13 protein-coding genes are annotated in these 18,692 nt (G+C 58.1%); 5 read left to right on the plus strand and 8 right to left on the minus strand.

The annotated features are described in order from the left end of the window. The first annotated feature begins 7 nt into the window (after positions 1 to 7). The 3 genes from Poly21_RS01635 (at position 8) to Poly21_RS01645 (ending at position 2,932) form a co-directional block, all read left to right on the plus strand. Entirely contained in the window at positions 8 to 1,198 is a 1,191-nt protein-coding gene (locus Poly21_RS01635; protein ID WP_302117196.1) for a hypothetical protein, read from the plus strand. Then, positions 1,195 to 1,698, plus strand: a complete 504-nt coding sequence (locus tag Poly21_RS01640) for a hypothetical protein (protein WP_146405308.1) — start codon at positions 1,195 to 1,197, stop codon at positions 1,696 to 1,698. Before Poly21_RS01635 ends, Poly21_RS01640 begins: the two co-directional genes overlap by 4 nt. A 130-nt stretch (positions 1,699 to 1,828) precedes the next feature. After that, positions 1,829 to 2,932 carry a redoxin domain-containing protein gene (locus Poly21_RS01645; protein ID WP_146405310.1) on the plus strand — a complete coding sequence of 368 codons (1,104 nt, stop codon included), beginning with the start codon at positions 1,829 to 1,831 and terminating at the stop codon, positions 2,930 to 2,932. A gap of 33 nt (positions 2,933 to 2,965) precedes the next feature. On the opposite strand, the gene Poly21_RS01650 is transcribed toward Poly21_RS01645, so the two are convergent. Next, entirely contained in the window at positions 2,966 to 4,210 is a 1,245-nt protein-coding gene (locus tag Poly21_RS01650; protein WP_302117199.1) for a HEAT repeat domain-containing protein, read from the minus strand. A 401-nt stretch (positions 4,211 to 4,611) separates the two neighbouring features. Between Poly21_RS01650 and Poly21_RS01655 the strand changes: the two genes are divergently transcribed. Together Poly21_RS01655 and Poly21_RS01660 are read left to right on the plus strand one after the other, a co-directional pair. After that, a complete protein-coding gene (locus tag Poly21_RS01655; protein ID WP_302117201.1) occupies positions 4,612 to 5,370 on the plus strand; it encodes a phosphoadenylyl-sulfate reductase in 759 nt (252 codons plus the stop codon). A 9-nt stretch (positions 5,371 to 5,379) separates the two neighbouring features. After that, positions 5,380 to 6,639 (plus strand): CCA tRNA nucleotidyltransferase, encoded by a 1,260-nt coding sequence (locus Poly21_RS01660; RefSeq protein WP_146405312.1) that lies wholly within the window; start codon positions 5,380 to 5,382, stop codon positions 6,637 to 6,639. Positions 6,640 to 6,700: 61 nt separating this feature from the next. Here Poly21_RS01660 and Poly21_RS01665 read toward each other — a convergent pair whose 3' ends face one another. From Poly21_RS01665 to Poly21_RS01695, 7 genes are all read right to left on the minus strand, one after another. Further along, complete coding sequence (locus Poly21_RS01665; RefSeq protein ID WP_146405313.1) at positions 6,701 to 10,489, minus strand: FG-GAP-like repeat-containing protein; 3,789 nt, start codon at positions 10,487 to 10,489, stop codon at positions 6,701 to 6,703. A gap of 147 nt (positions 10,490 to 10,636) precedes the next feature. After that, complete coding sequence (locus Poly21_RS01670) at positions 10,637 to 11,641, minus strand: AAA family ATPase (RefSeq protein WP_146405315.1); 1,005 nt, start codon at positions 11,639 to 11,641, stop codon at positions 10,637 to 10,639. A gap of 108 nt (positions 11,642 to 11,749) precedes the next feature. Continuing rightward, on the minus strand, positions 11,750 to 12,700 hold the full coding sequence (locus Poly21_RS01675) for a lipase family protein (protein ID WP_146405317.1): 951 nt from the start codon (positions 12,698 to 12,700) through the stop codon (positions 11,750 to 11,752). A 162-nt stretch (positions 12,701 to 12,862) separates the two neighbouring features. Next, a complete protein-coding gene (locus tag Poly21_RS01680; protein ID WP_146405319.1) occupies positions 12,863 to 13,231 on the minus strand; it encodes a DUF971 domain-containing protein in 369 nt (122 codons plus the stop codon). Positions 13,232 to 13,236: 5 nt separating this feature from the next. Next, positions 13,237 to 15,234, minus strand: a complete 1,998-nt coding sequence (locus Poly21_RS01685; protein WP_302117202.1) for a YjhG/YagF family D-xylonate dehydratase — start codon at positions 15,232 to 15,234, stop codon at positions 13,237 to 13,239. Next, positions 15,227 to 15,895, minus strand: a complete 669-nt coding sequence (locus tag Poly21_RS01690) for a zinc metallopeptidase (protein ID WP_302117203.1) — start codon at positions 15,893 to 15,895, stop codon at positions 15,227 to 15,229. The genes Poly21_RS01685 and Poly21_RS01690 overlap by 8 nt, the downstream gene beginning before the upstream one ends. Before the next feature lie 195 nt (positions 15,896 to 16,090). Beyond that, positions 16,091 to 18,691, minus strand: coding sequence for an alpha/beta hydrolase (locus tag Poly21_RS01695; protein ID WP_302117204.1), 2,601 nt, complete (start codon positions 18,689 to 18,691; stop codon positions 16,091 to 16,093). Position 18,692 lies beyond the last annotated feature (1 nt).

Genomic DNA, 18,692 nt, shown 5'->3' on the forward strand with positions numbered 1-18,692 from the left:
AGCATTGGTGCGACGGTCCCGAAAAGCTTGGCATTGGCGTCCTTGGAGCAAAAAGCTCGGACGCCGACTGCGCACTGGGCCGTTTCGAGGTGTCCTCGGCGAGCTCGCATTCTATCTGGGGTTGATCTTCGTCGGCGTGTTCATTTTCACGCTGGTGGTGGTGGCCTATTGGATGGTGCCGCAAATGGGAATGGAGCTGCCTGATGAGGCGCGTGTGGTGCTCGACTCGGACCTGGCGCGCGGCGGCGGTTCTCACTGGGGGCGATGGATTGTCGCCCTGATTTCGCTGGCTACGATCAGCTCGGGTACCTTTGGACTCGGCTACCGCTTGATGCACCTCGGTTTCAGTCAGGAGCGAATTTCGGCACAAAAAGGGCGAATTTCGGGCTGGGGGAGTTCTCCCTCATCCGACCGTGCAAATGATTCTGCCCAGGACGAGGGCGCCGGCGACGACGAAGCCCGGCCATTAACGGGGAAAGTGAGTCGCCGCGAGGAGTTTCCTCGACTGCCGACGGTGCCCCGGGGTCCAGCCCTCGATGAAAGTCCCGGCGAGCGACTGCGGTATCGCCTCGCCTCGGTCTCGACGGGCCGGTGGTCAGTATTTGGCTCCGCATCACTGGCATTGATGTGGAATTCGGTTTGCGTCGTGCTGCTCGCCGTGGCAATCTCAGGATGGTGGTACAGTAACCCTCGACCCGTGCTCGCCATGTTGCTGGTCCCCTTCACCGGCGTGGCGTTTTGGGCCCTGAAGTCATTTTTGCGTCAAGTTCGGCGGATCGCTGGCGTGGGGTCGACGGTGGTCGAGATCAGCGACCATCCACTGCAACCTGGCGGTACCTATCAATTATTTGTCATGCAAATGGGGCGAATGCGGCTGCGGAATTTGCGGGTTAGGTTAGTCTGTGAAGAGGAGTCGTTTTTTCGACAGGGAACTGACGTTCGGTCGGATCAACATGTTGCCCTTAGCAAAGATTTACTCTCGGAAAGCTCTGTGCGTGTTGACCCGATGGTGCCTTGGGAGCAACAATTGGAGTTCGAGCTGCCGCATAACGTTATGCATTCGTTTAGCGCGACGAATAATTCCGTGCGGTGGCGATTGATTGTTTCTGGAGAAGCCCGCCCTTGGCCATCGTTCTGCCGAAGTTTCCCGCTCGTCGTCCACCCACCGCTAATGGCTCCGCCAAACAGCCCGCGGTGAATGTATCGCTATGCCGTGACGATGCGACGTACACAGCAGGTGGTTTCCTGCGAGCGAGCTGGCGGGTTAGTCGCGTCAAGCTCGAGGAACTGAGTAGCGTGGAGGTCTCGGTGCTATGGTATACCGAGGGCAAGGGTGACGAGGACCTAAGTGTCCACTACTTTCGACGCTACGATTCCGCGAGCCTACGGGACCTTGGCATCGACGTCAGCCAGCCGATTCAGTGCCGCCTGCCCCCCTCACCGCTGAGCTATCGCGGTCACTTGCTGAAGATTCAGTGGGGGATTCGGGTGCGCGTGTTTGTCGAAGAGGGGCGTGAAGCGGTTGCAGAGCACCCTTTTTATTTGGTCGCTCGCAAGCCTGAAGCGGTGGTGCTCAACGATCATGTGAGTGTTGACCTGGCACGCGTAGATACCCCCGTCAAGCCACCACTGCATCGCCGATTGCCGGCCGTGATGAGACGTTGGCGCTCGCGCCAGTCAGGCTCGACGCGTCCGTAGGGTGGCACCGTTGCCCCGACGGCTGGTACCGTTGTCCCGGCCGTGTACTCGGCGACGGACAACTAATTGAACGCTGCAGACGGGACAATGGCCTCCAACCCAATCTCGATATCAACCACCAGGCAGGAACATGAATATCGCTTCTCTACGCGTCGCCAGCGTCCTACTGAGCATTGCGTTTAGCTGCCAAAACTGGTTACCAAGCTCGCGAGCGGATGATGCAGCGACCGCGACAAAGTCGCCACCGTACCTGCTTCAGATGATTCGCGACGATGCGGTACATCAGGAGTTAGGACTTAACGCAGCAACCATTGAACAGATAGATCAAGCCATTGCGGAAGTCGATCCGCGTTGGTGGGTGAGTCGCATTCTCCCAGCCGAAACGCAGGCCGCTGAAATCAATGAGCTCACCGAGCAGTTGCGAGCTAGCCTCATCGAAATCCTAAGTGACGATCAGCTGCAGCGGTTGAAGCAACTCGAACGACAAGCGGCTGGGACTCGCATGTTGCAAACTGCCGATGCTGTCGAGCGGTTGGCGATCACTGCCTCTCAGTCGGAGCAGCTAAAGCAGCGATTTGCGATGACCGATGAAGAGACCACCAAGATTCAGAAGCAGTTGATGGACAAGACGATTGATGCCGAGCAGGCTGGTCGCCAGACGGTGGCGGTCCAACAGGAGGAGAGACAAACGCTGCTCCAAGTCTTGTCTGAGGCTCAACGTGGCAAAATCGGCGCGATGGTGGGCGCCCCCTTCGACTTTGCTACCGTTAAACGCACCTATCCTCGCGGCCCCGAGTTTGTCACCGACGGGGCGACTTGGATTGACGGCGAAGCGGTGAATTTGGCCGACCTTCGTGGCAAAGTTGTCGTCATTTTTTTCTATGCGTTTCAGTGCATCAATTGCCAACGGAATTTCCCTCACTATCTTGCTTGGCATCGCGAGATGGCCGATGACGGGCTAGTAGTCATCGGGATTCAAAGCCCCGAGACTTCTGCAGAGCGGAACCTCGCTAAGGTGACGGCAGCCAGGATTAGCGATGGATTTGAGTTTCCAGTGCTGTTTGACCAAGCATCCAACAATTGGCGGGCGTGGGGAACGACGATGTGGCCGACGACCTATCTCATCGATAAAGACGGTTTCATTCGCCGCTGGTGGCAGGGGGAGATGAACTGGCAGGGCACCCCGGGGGAACAGCAGATGCGAGCGACCATTGAGGAGTTGCTCGCTGAGTGAGACAATAAAACCCAGCGGTGGTGGAGCGGCTGGCTACTCGTCTGCATCTCGCCGCATGTCCTCACGATATGGATTTCTCAGTGCGGCGAAATACTGCCGCCACGCCGTTTCGTCGTATCCGTAGTCGGCCCCTGGGGCGATGGCCTTCACCAGTTGCAGTGCGGCAGGGTGCTTAAAGGAGGATGTTTTCGTGAAAACGGAGGCTCCTTGGCTCATACCGGAGACGCCATTGTTTCCGAATCCCGCCTGAGTACCGCCACTACCGACTTGGACCTGCGACTGCTTTTCGGTCACCAGCGCGTCGACGTAGGCAAAGGCAAGTTCGGGGTCGACGAAAAAGGTCAACGCCCGCGCGGCGGCATCGACTTGTCCAGGAGAACTGGAACGGAGCAACGGCACGTAGGTTGCCACCGCTGAGGGCGCCCCAAACTCCGTAAGTTGACGCAAAGCCTCTTCGCGAATCAATTCGTCCGGTTCGTTTAGGCCCAGTTCCACCAACGCGGCAACGGTCCCTCCGTTTCGTAGGCGTCCCAATAAACGCACATAGATCATTCGCAGGCTGCGAAGGTTCGATTTGGCGTTTCGCGAGCGCAGCAGTTCGGCGGCAATTGCCTGGGTCGCCATGGGGTCGGCAATCGCTGTGATCTCAGCAATTGCTTCGCTGTCACCACGAACCGCATTGGCATGCAGTCGCCGAAACTTTTTGATCCAGAGTTTAGATTGTTTGTCCGCCTCGTCGGCTTGATTGCGAGCGGCCAACACCTCCGGTAGCACCCATCCCTTGCTCGAATGGATCAGGCCTTGGTCGCGACGGAGCGTCTCGGCGCTGATCCAGCCGCTCTCGTTATTGTGGCGAATATAGCCCAGTGCGGCGCGGGCCAGACGATGATCGGGATCCAATTCGATCGTGCGGGTCAGATGAAATCGATGCTGTGGCAGTAGGGTATTGAGTTTGCACCAGTGGGCCAATTGAAACTGCGATTCAGCATCTTGCCCGGCAGCGGCAGCACGGTCGCGATACTCTTCCAAGTCCTCCGCCACGACGGTGTAGCGAACGTGCGTGCCAGCGATAGCGACGGACAGGTCATCATCGATCTTCACCACCGCATGGGTCGTCGAACCGTCTGGTTTCTTGGCGGCTTTGACATCGCCTGTTAACTGGCCCCCGCCGGACAGTTCAATTTTACCTGCGCATACCCATCCGCCTACGTTACAGGCGGTCCCAGCGACCACGGCCACGAGAACTCGAAACATCATTTGAGGGCGAAGAACTAACATTCGAATCTCCATCGTCGCAGGGGGCAGATCTTCTCTACTTTAGCATGATTACACTAAATTTGTTCGTATTTTCCCGTGATCGTTGGGATCTGGAGGAGGCTGCGAGGCTGAATTTCATGGCCTGGCGGAGAACCTGAAAGCTCGCCAGCGGTCGTGCGTGTAATTCCACTCAAGCCCACTGCCCGCGGCGGCCGATGGAGATACTTGACCATTTAGGTCAGGATTGTATTCTGGTTGCATTCCAAAGTCGAAAATCGACTCATTTCAGCTATCCCCAAGCCGTTCCTTGTTTCCAGTTCTCTCATTTTCCGGGCCAGCCCATCGTGTCTCTTGATTCGCCATCGTCGAAATCGCTCTCTCACGAGGAATCGGCTGGAGCCGCACGAGCGGCCCGAACGGCGATGAAACTTGATGAGCAGGGCATTCCATTGGTGGGTGGAGCGAGGGTTGCTGATCCACCCCTGGAACCGACTCCAGAATTTTTGGCCGAGCTCTCGAAAGAAAGCGAATCTCTTGAGAACGAAACACCGCAAGCAATTTTGAAGTGGGCGGTGGATCGCTATGCTCCGAAATTTACCATGGCCACGGCATTCGGCCCCGAAGGCATGACGATCATTCACATGCTCGCCGAGATCGCCCCAGAAACACCCGTTTTCAACTTAGAGACGGGCTATCAGTTTGAAGAGACGCTGCAACTCCGCGAGCGAGTCCGCGAGCGGTATGGGATGACCGTCGAGTACAAGTATCCCAAGCTCACCGTGGAGGAGTTCGAGCGAGAGAACGGCGGGCCAATCTACGCAACCGACCCGAATCGCTGCTGCTTTGAACGGAAGCTACGCGTATTGCACGAGGCGGCACGTGGTTGGCATGCGTGGGCCAGCGCGATTCGGCGGGATCAGAGTGAAGATCGTGCCAAGGCGCCGATCGTCGGCTGGGACCGGAAATTTCAACTCGTCAAAATCAGTCCACTGGCCAATTGGACTAAGCAGCAGGTGTGGTCGTTGATTTCGAAGCAAGAAATCCCCTACAACCCCCTGCACGATCAGGGCTACCCCAGTATCGGTTGCCAACCATGCACCCGCTCAGTGATGGCGGGCGAAGACGAGCGGTCAGGCCGTTGGAGCGGATTTCAGAAGACAGAATGCGGGCTGCACAATTAGTTGTCCGCGATGCGATTCCCCCCAGCCGTCCTGCAATCGCCTGCTGCTCGTGAAGCGATTCGCATCATCGAGCGACTCCGAGACGGCGGCTACTTCGCCGTGCTGGCCGGGGGCTGTGTGCGGGACGCATTGCTCGGTCGGACACCCAAGGATTTCGACGTCGCCACCGACGCGACCCCGGAATCGGTCCAACGTGTCTTCGGGAAGCGACATACCATTGCGTTCGGTGCCTCGTTTGGCGTGATCGGAGTCTTGCCACCACGCCAGCGAGATGTCGAGCGAGAACGACTCGTACCCACCGAAGTTGCGACGTTTCGTGCCGATGGTACCTATAGCGACGGACGGCGTCCCGATCACGTCACCTACGGTACAGCCGAGGCAGATGCGACTCGGCGTGACTTCACCATCAATGGATTGTTCTATGATCCGACGAGTGACGAGATTCTAGATTATGTCGACGGGATCACCGACCTGCAGGCGATGCACCTGCGTACGATCGGCGATCCTGATCGTCGGTTTGACGAAGATAAGCTTCGCATGCTCCGGGCCGTTCGATTTGTCACCACATTGGGACTGAGCGTCGAGCCATCCACACTCGCCGCGATTCGCCAACACGCCGATTCCCTGGCCGTTGTCAGTGGTGAACGCATTGGCGCCGAGATGCGCCGCGTGATGTGTCAAGCCGATGCGGTACGGGGGCTACGTCTGCTAGTCGACACAGGCCTCTACCAACAGGTGTGGCCACAACTTGAATTAGCAAATTGGGCCAAGCTCCAATTTTGCTGGGAACGCTTGCAGTTGCAGTGCTTTGAAACTGCAATGGCGACGACCTTACTGGTCCTCCATCGCAACGCATCCGACGCCGTACGTGACCTAAAAAAACTGACGCAGCAGTGGAAGCTTTCGACGGCGGAGCAACGAGCAATTTCAGCGGCGATTGATCTTGCGCCAAAGATCATCGATTGTGCTGACATGCCCTGGTCAATGCTTCAGCCACTGTTGGTCAACCGAGACATTGAGGTGATTGTCGCCGCCGCCCAGGCGATTGCAGAGGACCGAGCAGGAATCGAACGGGCGCGAGTGGAGTTGCAACGTGAACCTGCGTTGCTCGATCCGCCGCCGCTGCTAAGTGGCGATGATTTGATTGGAATGGGCATCGCGCCCGGTCCACATTTTCGCTCATGGCTAGACCAAATTCGCTGTCTGCAACTCGATAATGAACTGCGCACACACGACGACGCGGTGGCCTGGGTGCGGCGTCAGGCGTAAGCATTTACATCCGCTGACCACTCATAGGCGAGTTTCGCCATGAGGCGACGTGAAAGACTGATCAGCGAGCCCAGAACTCGCGGAAAGATTGTTTCCGCTGCAAATGACTCGCATTGAGAGCCTGTCGTGTTTCGCTGGCAGCCGCCTCGTCGGGCCCGGGAGGATACGCCGTCATGGCGCGATATGGCAGCGGGCCAATCTGCTGGCCCGCGAGTGTATTGAGGTCAGCATCCTTATCCCAACCGACATTGTGCATCACGAAGTCGCGTACCCATCCTTCAGGGAGCGCAACAGCGGGCTCGGAAAACTTCAGCCGAATCTCATCGCCAGCACCAATCACCACCATCTTGTCGTCCCAAGTACGCAGCAGATCGAGGCAATCACCATGCTGCGTCAACAGGCCACGGAGCGGTGGCCATCGGGGTTGCAACGAGGCGTCATCGTATTGATAGGTTTCCGGATGGGTTGGGTCTTCCCGAACGGCCCGGGAGTAGCCATGAAACCCAACCGAGGCTGACATCAAAGCCAGCGGCTGTTCAGTGTACTCAGCTGCTGTTGTCGGCTGCACAACGAGTTCAGCGGCGTCCCAGTAAATCTGCGCAGACGTGCGGATTCGCAACCGGGCATCATTGCGAGCGATGACGTCGCTAACCTCCACGACGATCGTCTTGGTTTTCCCACCGGGGAAACCAATGAATGGGATGGCTTTACGCCATCCCTCTTCGGCCCCCGCGTCGGGAACCCACACCGAGGGAAACTCGATTGCCGGCAGATCTGGATTTTGATCAATTTGGATATTCAGCGACGTGTCCGTCGGCAGAATCCACCCGGTCAAAACCAGGTACACGCTCGCCCCAGATTGCTGGTTGGGAAGGCGGCGGGCGAGGTCGCCAAAATCGAGATCAATCCAGTGGGGCGGACACAATCCTTGACGCAGGCGACGATCGAAACCTTGCACAAAATTGCGGTCCACTGCGGCGAGTTTGTCGGTGATTTCGCGTGCTTTTGGATCAAATGCGCGTTGCGGCTTTAGGCGATCGGATTCCGCGAACGCAAAAATGGTCGGCGTGGCGATGTTGTCCGGGCCGACTTTCTCGTTGGTCCAAATCTCCACATCGGCGGGATGATCGACCGCGGTCAGTTTAACTTCGTCAAAGTAGGCGACCTCCCATAACTCTTCGGTCAGGCGAAACTCGTAGCTGCCGCCACGCGGTTGAATGTGGCGACCATCGATCTTGAGATACTCCCACGGTCGATCCTTGGCTACGATCCCATCGGCAACCTGCAATCCCAGCGGTGCAGCCCAGAGGCAGTCCGTCACGAATCGAAATTTCTCGCCATCAAACGCATAAAGATAGGGGCACGATCCCTTCAGTGTTTGCTCCTCTTCAACGAGCATGTCAACCGGCGGATTGCGAATCGTCTGTGTCAATCCGTTCGGCAGAATCGCGCGAATACTATCGGCTTGATCGAACCCATCGATGCCAAAATGAGTGGAGGGTGAGGTCACAATGCGGGCACGGTAGTGGGGTCCAAACCGGGCTTCGAGCACGCTACCGATGGCGAAGTGATTGACCCGTCCGCTGGCGTTGTCGTCAATGCCCTTGAAACGCACGTCGAGATAGTGATCCGTGTTCTCCACGCTATTTGTACAGACGATCGCTCGCGACCCGTTGATCACAGCCAAATCAATGGTCCCATCCCCGCTGAAGTCTCGCGTGAGGATCGCGGAAACCTCGGTTGGGCCAAGATCCGTTTGAATTGCCGTCCACGCGCCAAATCCCCACGGGCCAATCCGCGACATCGTCAGCTCGCCTGGTGAGCTCCGAATTAATTCCAGCCACGAGTCGTTGTCGATATCCGCGATCGCAATGGCCCGAGCAGGCGTCTCTTCATGGGCGGTTTCGATGTGATCAATCGTCCATGCACCAGCATCGGCTGTCTGTGAGAATACGATTGAATTGTCGGTAGGGCCGCTAACAATCAAGTCCCACGATACGTTGGCATCGACATCTTCAATTGCGACCAAGAAGGCTCCGGGCACGGGCGGGATCTCAGTTAGCGTGCGAGCGCGAAATTGAAGGTGCAACAGATTTTCGAGCATGCCCACCCGCCCCGACTTGGATTGCACCGTGACGATGTCCAAGTCCAGGTCGCGGTCAATGTCCCCGATCGCCATCGCGGAAACCGGATCGTCGCCTGCAAAACGATCCTCGCGACCGGGCAGCTCAAAAAACGTGCGGTTGCCACGGTTACAGAACATCCGCACGCCTTCGTGGGCGGTCGCCAGCACCAGATCCAAATCTCCATCTGCCTCCAAGTCACCTGCGACCGCCGCGGTGACAGACCCCACGTTTTCTAAGCCGGTTTCCTCAGTCACGATGGCCAACCGGGACTCCTGGCTGTCGATGTCCGCTCGACCGTCGATCCGCACAATTCTCACTCCTGCCTCGCCGTAGACAAGCAGGTTCAAAAACGTATCGTGACGCCCGCCGGTCACTTGACCACTCCGCAGCCGCTGTGGGCTGCTGCTGTCGACGACAAATAGATCTGCGGAGATCATTCCCGCCACCGGTATATCCAATGACAATTGACCTGCGGCCCGCCAGGAATCATCGCCATCGTTCTCCCACAGTCGCATCAATCCAGATGGGCTGAGCGTCACGATGTCATCGTCCAGATCGAGATCAAAGTCGACGACTTGGATGAGCGATGCTGCTTCGGTCGCGGCCAATTCATGCGCCGCAAAACGAACGGGTTCGGTGCCCTCTGCAATCGGGGAGGTCATCTCAAGTTCCGCCGAGACTCGCCGCAGGGCGTCAAAACTGAGTCGATCAAGCGGATGCGGGGCAGCGCGGCGGCGGTCTGTTTTAACCAGTTCGGTTCCGTTGAGGACGTTGAACCACTGCATCATGGTCGCATCGGCATCACTCCACTGCCCGCTGGCGATCGCGGCTGTGATTGTTTCCACGAGTTGCTCGGGGGTCACGCCGAGAGCCCGAATATCCCGCGCTAAGGAAGGCTCGATCGCGCGGGTTAAGTCAGCGCTTCGCCGCACATATTTCGCCGCATCCTCGTTCTCAGCTTCAATGTTCAATCGCCCCGCCCGAAGAGCGAAAAAGAGGTTATCGGGATGCTGATCCGAAAGCATGCCGAGCGTACTGCTGGCAGTGGTGCGGAGGTCATGGGGCAAGCCATCAATGGGATCCTCCATTTGCAAAAGCACCTCGATGAGCGATCCACCTAACACCATGCTGCGAGGGTCTTTTGCAAGGTCTCCCTGAATTGCGGTAACCAAACGCTGCGCGATTTCACGACGCAGGCTTTTGGTCATCGAAACCGGAAGCAATGCGGCTTCATGCATGTCCACGCGAGTTCTCAGCCATAGCGGCGTGACCTGGTCGGTGGCGACGAGGGCGGCATCATCAATGCCAGCCCGAGCCGCTGCGATCGCTGCGGGTAATTGCGATCGGACCGCCTTTTTCGCATCCGCATCCAGTGCAGGATTGTTGGCTTGAGCTGCCAAGTCATCGACCAGCAGCACGCGATTGATCGCGCGATCGAGTGCCACCGATGCATCATCGGGCAGTTGCTCATGGAGGGCCGACCAGGACTTCTCGGCCGCCCGCATGTCGAGGTTTTCAGTCGCAGCGAGCGCCGATCGGAGCAGTTCTAGCTGTGCATGTGCGACGGGCGAATCGTGGGAGATCGCCGGCCCACCACCGCGTCCCCAAAGCAGCCACAACCCAACCGCGGCGAGTGCTGCGGCCACTACAGCAATCGCGAACAGAGTTTTGCGTGAACTGGGTTTCGCGGATTGATTCGTGTCACTCGGGGAGGGCGCGTTCATGAATTCCAGAGAACAGACGGTGGAGGTGAGGCAATGCGAAGTCTGGTGGCGCCAGTTTGTCAGTTATATACAAACCAGCCTTCACTCCGCAGGCATTTCAGGCGATTGGTGATGCAGTCAATTCGACGCCCAGCCACTCAACTGGCGTCAAAAATCCTCGTCGTCATCATCGTCGTCCCGGCGGTCGGGATGGAGGGGATCGTCGGGGTCAAAAAACAGATCAGCCAGACCGAGCGGGACGGCATCGCCGCCAAGAGTTCGGCTGCGCCGTTCGGCGAGCCGCTCCAAGTCGACCGCATCCTCTCCTAAGCACTTTTCCAAGGCCTCCTGCCAAGCGACGTCACGTGCGACCGGATGATCTGGATCCTGGGCCATTCGCTTGATCGCGAAACGCAATAGATTCAATCCATCGCGAGGCGAGAAATCTAGCTTCAACGCGTGCGAATGTTGTAAGAAATCGACCGTCAGGGCGAGCATTTCTGGCTCGGCAAACGGCAGATGGTACTGCAAGATCGCCATCTCATCCTGCTTGTTGGGAAACCCAACTTGGAGCGTGGGTTGCAATCGACTGAGAATGTAATCTGGGATCTCAAATGTAGATTCATCCTGGTTCATGGTCACGGCCGCTCGAAAGTTCGGCGACGCGGGAATGGTGATCCCCGCCACAATCGACTCCACGTACCGCCGGCTATCGAACAGCGGCGCCAACGAGGCCCATGACTTTTCGTTCATCCGGTTGCCTTCATCGAGCACGCAGACACCGCCACGAATCATCGCGCTAACGAGCGGCGAGGCATGATAGGAAATCTCCCCACCCCGGCTGAGCACGGGAGTGATCAACAAATCTTCAGGCCGTGTATCAGCGGTGCACTGGTAGATATACAGCGGCACGCCCTGTTGCTTCGCTGCGGCGATCGCCAACTGAGTCTTGCCAACCCCAGGCGAACCGAGCAAGCGAGGCGTTAAGGGTAGGTCGCTGGAGTCAACCGTGATCCAACAGGCCAACAACTGCCTGAGAATCTCGTTCTGGCCGATCCAGTCGCCAGGCGCGTCATACGGATGGGCCAATTTCAAGTCGACACCATCAACACTGACGACCGTATCCGCGTCAGAGGCGGGCGAATTGAATTGGGGTGATTCAGAGGAACTCATGCGGAATCCAGGAGGAATGAAAAATAGTCGCCTCTCGCTATGCGAAAGTTGCGATTTCCCTTGATTGCCAGTGTGCGAACGGCAACGGTTTCTTCTTCAATAGGTAGCTCAGCGAGTCAATTCGGCAGCCTCAACCGCATCGTCACCACGGGCCAATTCGACCTGCTCGCGACGCGCCGCCTCGAGAATCGGCCCGAGGTATTGATGCAAGGGATGATCCGAAAAATGATCGATTCGAAATCGCCGAATGCCCTTGAGGAATCCACGCCAGCGGTCGTGACGTTTCTGCAACGCATCGAGATGTCCGATGTGGCCATCACGGTCAATGTAAACTTCCGTGCCACAATGGCGGTACCCCATCCAAGCCGGTGGGGTGCGAGTCACGATATCGTTGTTGTTGACGAATCGATAGTGATCGAGTCTGACAAAGTTAATGTAGCGTTTATCACCCACGCGAGGGCTGCCGTAGGTGAACAACGCACTCGGGATGCTTTGGATATGCGACAGAAAACACCGGCCCGCACAAATGGTTGCCATCGCACCGCCCAGAGAGTGACCACAGAACCACACCGGAAGATCGTTACCGATCAGCGCCGTCTCGAGCATCGGCCATAAGTCGTCAACCTCCGTCTTGAATCCGCGATGGACCTTACCCGCCGTTTCAGCCAATACGGCAGCAGCATTGGCATCGGCGCGAATGTCGTTCCACTCATTGGGCTCGGTTCCTCGGCAAGCGATCACACAGTCGTCATCATTTCGGAACCGATAGGCCTGCGAACCATCATGCTCAAAAAAAGTGACGTCAGGAAACCCCACGAAACGCGCGGCCTCGGCGGCTTCACGCTCATCGTTGTACGAAACCATTGCCAGTTCCGCGAACAACAACGATCGCTGCAAGAAAGTCATCTCAGCGATCGGGCCACGAGCGCGGCTGTAGACGACCACGGGCACTTCGTTCTTGTCGTGAACCACCCCAGAAGGCTCTTTTAAATCGCCGATTGGACTCTGCTGCGGAGAAGCTCCCGGCGCGTTTCCTGACGTGGGTTCTGAATCGATCATGGAACGTTCCTCCGAGGTGAATGCGGGTACCTGCACCCCATTGTGCCATATCATCGCGGACAGCGGGGCCTGCTCCGCCTCCCTTGGGCGTTCACAACCTGAGAGAACTGTTAAGCGGGCCGATGCATGCCGTGAACATCGGCAACAGATTCCTGACCCATGCTATTCTTCATCGCGGCGTAACCTTGCAAACGTAAATAATCCCGAGTGATGACCGTCACTGAACGCGATATTGTAGGCGTAGGTGCCGACCGGCTGCATACCCTCGATACGCGTCGGTTGCGCCTCGGCTGCACTGAGTACGGGCAGCCCGAGCGGTCGGCTGGGTGGTGTCTTCGCACTGGCATCTGACGTCGCATCGCCGTGCAATTTGCCACGTTTCTCTCGGCAGGTGGCACAGGGGCAGACGTCGCGGAGTTGCTGCGCCGTCCACTGTGTGGTTTGGCCGTCACTCCAGAGAATGCGAATACCCGTGTCACCGATACGTTCGATCGCGGTGGGTGTGTGCGTAACAGGATCGTCAAGATTCATGCTATCTATCTCGGTTGTTCACTGAGTGCTTGTTTGCCCGCTTCGAGAGTAGCCAAAATCGCGTCAACATCGTACACACAACCGCCCCATGTACCCCCACCGATCTGTTGCAGCGCCGCCCACAAGCGGGTGTCGTCGGGAATTGCCGGGTCGACTTTCAGGTCGGGATGGGGTCCGCGTGAAGCAATCGCATGGTCAGGACTGCCGCCATCGTACGGTGCGACCAGATCAACGTGCCCTTCCAAAGTTGTGCGGTCGACTTCGATTTCGATTAGGTCACCATCGCGAACGCGTGAAATGGGGCCACCCGCCAACGCTTCGGGACCGATATGTCCGATGCATGCTCCTGTGCTGACTCCAGAAAATCTCGCGTCGGTAATCAGCGCCACCTCTTTACCAAACGACAAATACTTCAGTGCCGAGGTGATCTGATACGTCTCTTCCATACCGCAACCAATGGGGCCGCGACCAATCAGGACGATCACCTCCCCAGATGCGATCGGTTGATCAGTCTGCCCCTTTACAGCGGCGATCGCATCTCGCTCACTAGTGAAGACACGGGCGCGACCGCGTTTGCGATAAACCCCGTCGCTATCAATCACCGTCGGGTCGATCGAGGTCGCCTTGATCACCGAGCCTTCCGGACACAGATTGCCTTTGGGGAAGCACACGGTGCTGGTGAGTCCCGCAGCTTTGGCTCGGGCCGGCGACATGATCACGTCATCGGGGTCCACGCCGTCAGCGAGCTGCAGTCGCTCGCGACACACGGCGCGGCGTGGCGAGGCTTCCCAGGCATCGAGTAGCTCGTCCCAGGTCATCCCTGTTACTGTTTTAGCGTCGCCATTCCACATCCCACTGCGGCGTAGATGCAGGGCAACTTCGGGCACTCCACCTGCTAGGAACAGTCGTACCGTTGGATGACCGACGGGACCATTGGGCAAGCAATCGACAAATCGAGGTACCTGCTGGTTGGCGCGTGAGAAATCATCAACAGTTGGCCGGCGAACGCCTGCCGCGGCAGCAATTGCGGGGATGTGCAACAGCAGATTCGTGCTGCCTCCGACAGCGGCGTGCATTCGCATCGCATTTTCAAACGCGGCGGGCGTCAACACATCGCGCATCGACATCCCTAGCGCGTGCATACTGGCAGCTGCCGAGGCGGAATCGCGAGCCATACGGGTCCAAATCGGCTGGCCACTCGGTGCCAAAGCCGCGTGGGGGACCGTCATCCCCAAGGCCTCGGCAATGACTTGGCTGGTCGCTGCCGTACCGAGAAATTGGCAGCCACCACCGGGGGTACCACAAGCCCGACAACCGGCCTCGGAGGCTTCCTCAAGAGACATCTCACCTCGCGAGTACCGCGCACCGATCGTTTGAACTTTGCCCGCATCTTCGCCCACAGTGGGGGGCAGTGTTACGCCGCCGGGTACGAGCACATTGGCCAGGTGACCAGTGCCCGCCAACGCCATCATCATCGCCGGCAGTCCCTTGTCGCACGTCGCGATCCCAATCACGCCCTTTCGCTGGGGCAGGGAACGGATCAACCGCCGCATCACGATCGCGGCGTCATTGCGATATGGCAGTGAGTCAAACATGCCATGGGTGCCCTGCGTGCGACCATCGCAGGGATCGCTGACAAAGGCTGCAAACGGTACACCGCCGTGCGTTTCGATCTGCTCTGCGGCTGCGCGAACGAGAATACCGACTTCCCAATGCCCGGTGTGGTACCCCAGGGCCGCCGGTGTGCCATCCGGATTGCGGACGCCGCCCTGCGTACTCAACACCAGATACTGATCACCGAGCACACGCCGGGGGTCGAACCCCATACCGACACTCTGTGTCAGGCCGAACAGATCGCCACTGGTCCATTGACGCAGGATCTCGTCACTCAGTGGGAGCTTACCCGTAGGTCCGTCCGCCGAGGTCTGGAGTGACTCCGGCGGATCGAGGGCAGAAAAATAGTCGACAGGGCTCGTAGGCGGGACCAGTTCAGGTTCAGTCACGACGACCTAGCAGGATAAAGAGGTAGTAGGCTAACGTCATGATCGACTGCAACGTCGCAGCAACATACGTCAGCGCCGCAGCATTGAGCACCTTGGCAACATAAGGCTCTTCCTGCGCGGTGATCAAGCCGCCGCTGACCAGATGCTCCCGAGCTCGATTAGAAGCATCAAACTCCACAGGCAAATTCACGAGTTGGAAAAATACCACAGCGGAAAAACCGATCACACCGATCCACATCAATGGTTTCAAGGCAAAGATAGCGCCGACAAACAATAACGTCGCGCCAATACCACTGCCAAAACTCGCTGCGGGCACCGCCATATTGCGAATCACTAACGGAGCATAACCTTGAGCGTCCTGAAACGCATGCCCAGCTTCGTGGCAAGCCACACCGAGCGAAGCCATCGAGTGACCGTTAAAGACATCCGAACTCAGCCGCAGCACTTTGGCCCGTGGGTCGTAGTGATCCGACAGTTTTCCGGGCACCTGCTCAATCGCGACCGATTGCAAACCGGAAGAATCGAGCATCCTTCGAGCCGCGGTTGCTCCCGACATCCGCGCAGGGACTTCGCTCATCGCGGCAAACGCCGATTTCACCTTCCACTGAGCATACAGCCCCAACAGAAACGGCGGAATCACGAATAGCAAGTAGATCATCATCGCAGTGCTCTAGCGAAAATTAGGGAAAGTCAGGTCGAGTGAGCTCGAAACCGCCATTTCGACAGTCCGCAGCCCGCACACCGTATCATACGCAAACTTTGGGCCAACGTTCAGTCGAGTGTAGGAAAGACATCCCGCCCGTGGGTACACCAACCAAGGAATCCGGAGCTGACTGACAGCCTGCCCGACATTCGTTCACGGGATCGTCACTCGTCCCCAAAATGGGCGTTTGCGATCGGCGCGAACGCGGACGTCATCCAGCATCGTCTGAAACTCGCCGGTAAAGCGGAAATCACGGCGTTGGCCCCGGTACCGCACCGCGAGCTGCGTCCCAAAATCGAGGGGCATCTGCGGCGAAAGCCAGATCGTGAAGGCGGTCGCAGGTGCCTGAGACACTCGGATCTCGTTGTTGGCACCGATCGTAGCAGATACCTTCGCCGCCTTGATACGCGTCGCCTCCTCCCACAGAATTGGATTGATGACGGTATCGGGCAGCGATTCATCCCACTCCAACCACCAAAAAAAACGATCGCCCTGACGCATCGAGACCACGTCGATCTCTTGCGGAAACTTCCCCCGAGCATGTTCGGGGGTCATCATCCAGTCGTATATGCGTTTGCTCTCTTCATAAAAAAACTCCTTGCCGCGTCCACGATACATGACCACCATCGCGTCGTGCTGATAGGACATGTAGTCATCGTAGACGGCGCCGTTACGTTTCAGCGGGCGACCATCTTTCTCACCCATCACGATGTAGGTCGGCACGTAAACCGCATTGGCATCATAATGCAAAAGAGTTTTACGAGGCTCTGCACCAATCGCGATCATCCCGGCCCAGATATCAGGGTGGGAGAGGGCGATGTCCCAGGCAGCGGCGCCACCAGCGCCATGGCCGCCAATAAACACGCGATCGGAATCGATGGAAAATCGACGCATCGCCCCCCGCACACTTCGCAACACAGCGTCGTGCTCCCGCATCGTATACTCGTAATCTTGCTGGCCACTGCGCGTCCACCGGGGCGTCACGACGATGAATCCGTTTTGCGCGGCGTGACCGAGACGCATGGACTGCTTCAGTGGTGCCACCTGAGGATCACTGGATGCATCGCTGCTTGGCGGCATCGAGGCATCATCTCGCCGCACGCTCTCCGTCGACGCGTTGCTCGTGTCGACGGGACTGAGAAAACGATCCGTTGGCACGCCCGCCCACCAATTCAGCTGAGTTTCTGCCGGGGCACCGGCTGCATGCAGAGCGACGATGCACGGATACTGGCGCAGCGGATCGTATTCTGGCGGCAACTGAACGAGGTAGGCCGCTTCGGGGACCGCCATGGGGTCCGCGGCCTGGGCGGCTTCAAAGCTTTGTTGGTCGGGACCGATGTGATACATGCCGAGCACCGAGTCATCGGGTACGGCGTCCATGGGCACGTGAAAGGATCGCTTCGTCGCCGCCTCTGCCGAGTCGCCCTGGCCACCATAGATTGCAACCGCCTGGTCACTCGCCAGCGGCGGAGGCAGCAACGGCAGCATCTTGGCAATCGCCTCAGCACTGGCTCCTTCGAGCACTTTCAGGTTTTCCATCAGCACACTACGCACCTTCGGATCGGGATGGGCGAGGTACTGCGCAACGAGATCGCGAACCTCAACCTGCGAGATCACGATCACAAGATTCTGTTCGCCCGAACCACTGCCGAGCATCCACCCCGCGATGGCAAGGGCAACACGCTGTTGCACCGGAATAGCATCATTGCCTCCCAGCCGAATGAAGTCACTCAGGCGATTGAGCGTATTGGGCGACAGGTGCTGATCGATCTCGTCAACGATCTTCGCCAATGCATCCCGATCGGCTGGGGCAAGGTCACCGACAAGCTTGCGTAAGTTCGCGACGGTTTCATCACGCTGCGTTTCTAGTTTTTGGATCTGGCCGAGTTCGTCCTCTACACGAAGCCGCGTGACGCGACTGACACGAGCGAGCGGAAACTTCTCGAGAATCGCCTTGGCTAGAGAGGGCTGCCCCGATGCTCGCCGGAGTTGAGCCTGATCGAACAACTGCATAGCGTGTCGCTCGACCAGGGCGGTCAACTGGGGCTTGAGTTCCTGTTGCTCGGGAAATTTGCGGAGAATCGCCTGCAACTCGTGCAGGGCGTCTCCATACCGTTCCGCCTCAATGAAAAACCGGACTTCCTCTAGCCGCGCGTCGGGATCGTCTTGGTCGAGCAACTTGCCAAAAATTCGTTGCAGCGAAGGAGTATCGATGGAATCGGTCGCCACGCGCATGTCCAGCCGCATGGGTGAATCCGACTTGAGCGCCTCAAGTTTCGCGTATCGCGATGTCAGTTCCGTCAATCCTTGATAAATGATCGTCGGCGAGCCGTCTGTGCCGCGGACGGACATCTGCCGCCGACCATATTCGTTCAGTGGCGTCACGCCCAGTATCTGCCCGAGCGAGCCGACCTCGTTGGCGCCCGCAGGTACGGGTTGAGGGAACTCCATCCGGAGACTCAGGTCAGGAACCTCTACCGGTTCGTTGTTGACCATGCCTCGGCGATGCACATAGGTACGACGAAGACCATCGTCGATCGACCAGATCGACGGCGTTCGTATCCCTCCATCTGCACCGACTGAAAATGAATTCTCATTGAGTGTCGGGATTTCGATATAGACGCCCCGCAGCGTGACGCCGTTGCGGAGCGTGATGAGTTGCTCGGCAGCGGACTGAGCTGCCTGTCCCGCCATCGAGACGAACGCGGCCAATGCGAGGCAACCGCTACGAAGGCATGCTGTGGAAGTCGCCATG

The organism is Allorhodopirellula heiligendammensis (genome assembly GCF_007860105.1).
Classification (GTDB): domain Bacteria; phylum Planctomycetota; class Planctomycetia; order Pirellulales; family Pirellulaceae; genus Rhodopirellula; species Rhodopirellula heiligendammensis.

What these genes read in the sequence shown, in the direction of transcription:
- Poly21_RS01670 (WP_146405315.1), bottom strand. Translation starts at nt 11,641, where the DNA reads ATGAGTTCCTCTGAATCACCCCAATTCAATTCGCCCGCCTCTGACGCG.
- Poly21_RS01645 (WP_146405310.1), top strand. Translation starts at nt 1,829, where the DNA reads ATGAATATCGCTTCTCTACGCGTCGCCAGCGTCCTACTGAGCATTGCG.
- Poly21_RS01675 (WP_146405317.1), bottom strand. Translation starts at nt 12,700, where the DNA reads ATGATCGATTCAGAACCCACGTCAGGAAACGCGCCGGGAGCTTCTCCG.
- Poly21_RS01680 (WP_146405319.1), bottom strand. Translation starts at nt 13,231, where the DNA reads ATGAATCTTGACGATCCTGTTACGCACACACCCACCGCGATCGAACGT.
- Poly21_RS01650 (WP_302117199.1), bottom strand. Translation starts at nt 4,210, where the DNA reads ATGTTAGTTCTTCGCCCTCAAATGATGTTTCGAGTTCTCGTGGCCGTG.
- Poly21_RS01665 (WP_146405313.1), bottom strand. Translation starts at nt 10,489, where the DNA reads ATGAACGCGCCCTCCCCGAGTGACACGAATCAATCCGCGAAACCCAGT.
- Poly21_RS01695 (WP_302117204.1), bottom strand. Translation starts at nt 18,691, where the DNA reads ATGGCGACTTCCACAGCATGCCTTCGTAGCGGTTGCCTCGCATTGGCC.
- Poly21_RS01660 (WP_146405312.1), top strand. Translation starts at nt 5,380, where the DNA reads ATGCGATTCCCCCCAGCCGTCCTGCAATCGCCTGCTGCTCGTGAAGCG.
- Poly21_RS01655 (WP_302117201.1), top strand. Translation starts at nt 4,612, where the DNA reads ATGAAACTTGATGAGCAGGGCATTCCATTGGTGGGTGGAGCGAGGGTT.
- Poly21_RS01690 (WP_302117203.1), bottom strand. Translation starts at nt 15,895, where the DNA reads ATGATGATCTACTTGCTATTCGTGATTCCGCCGTTTCTGTTGGGGCTG.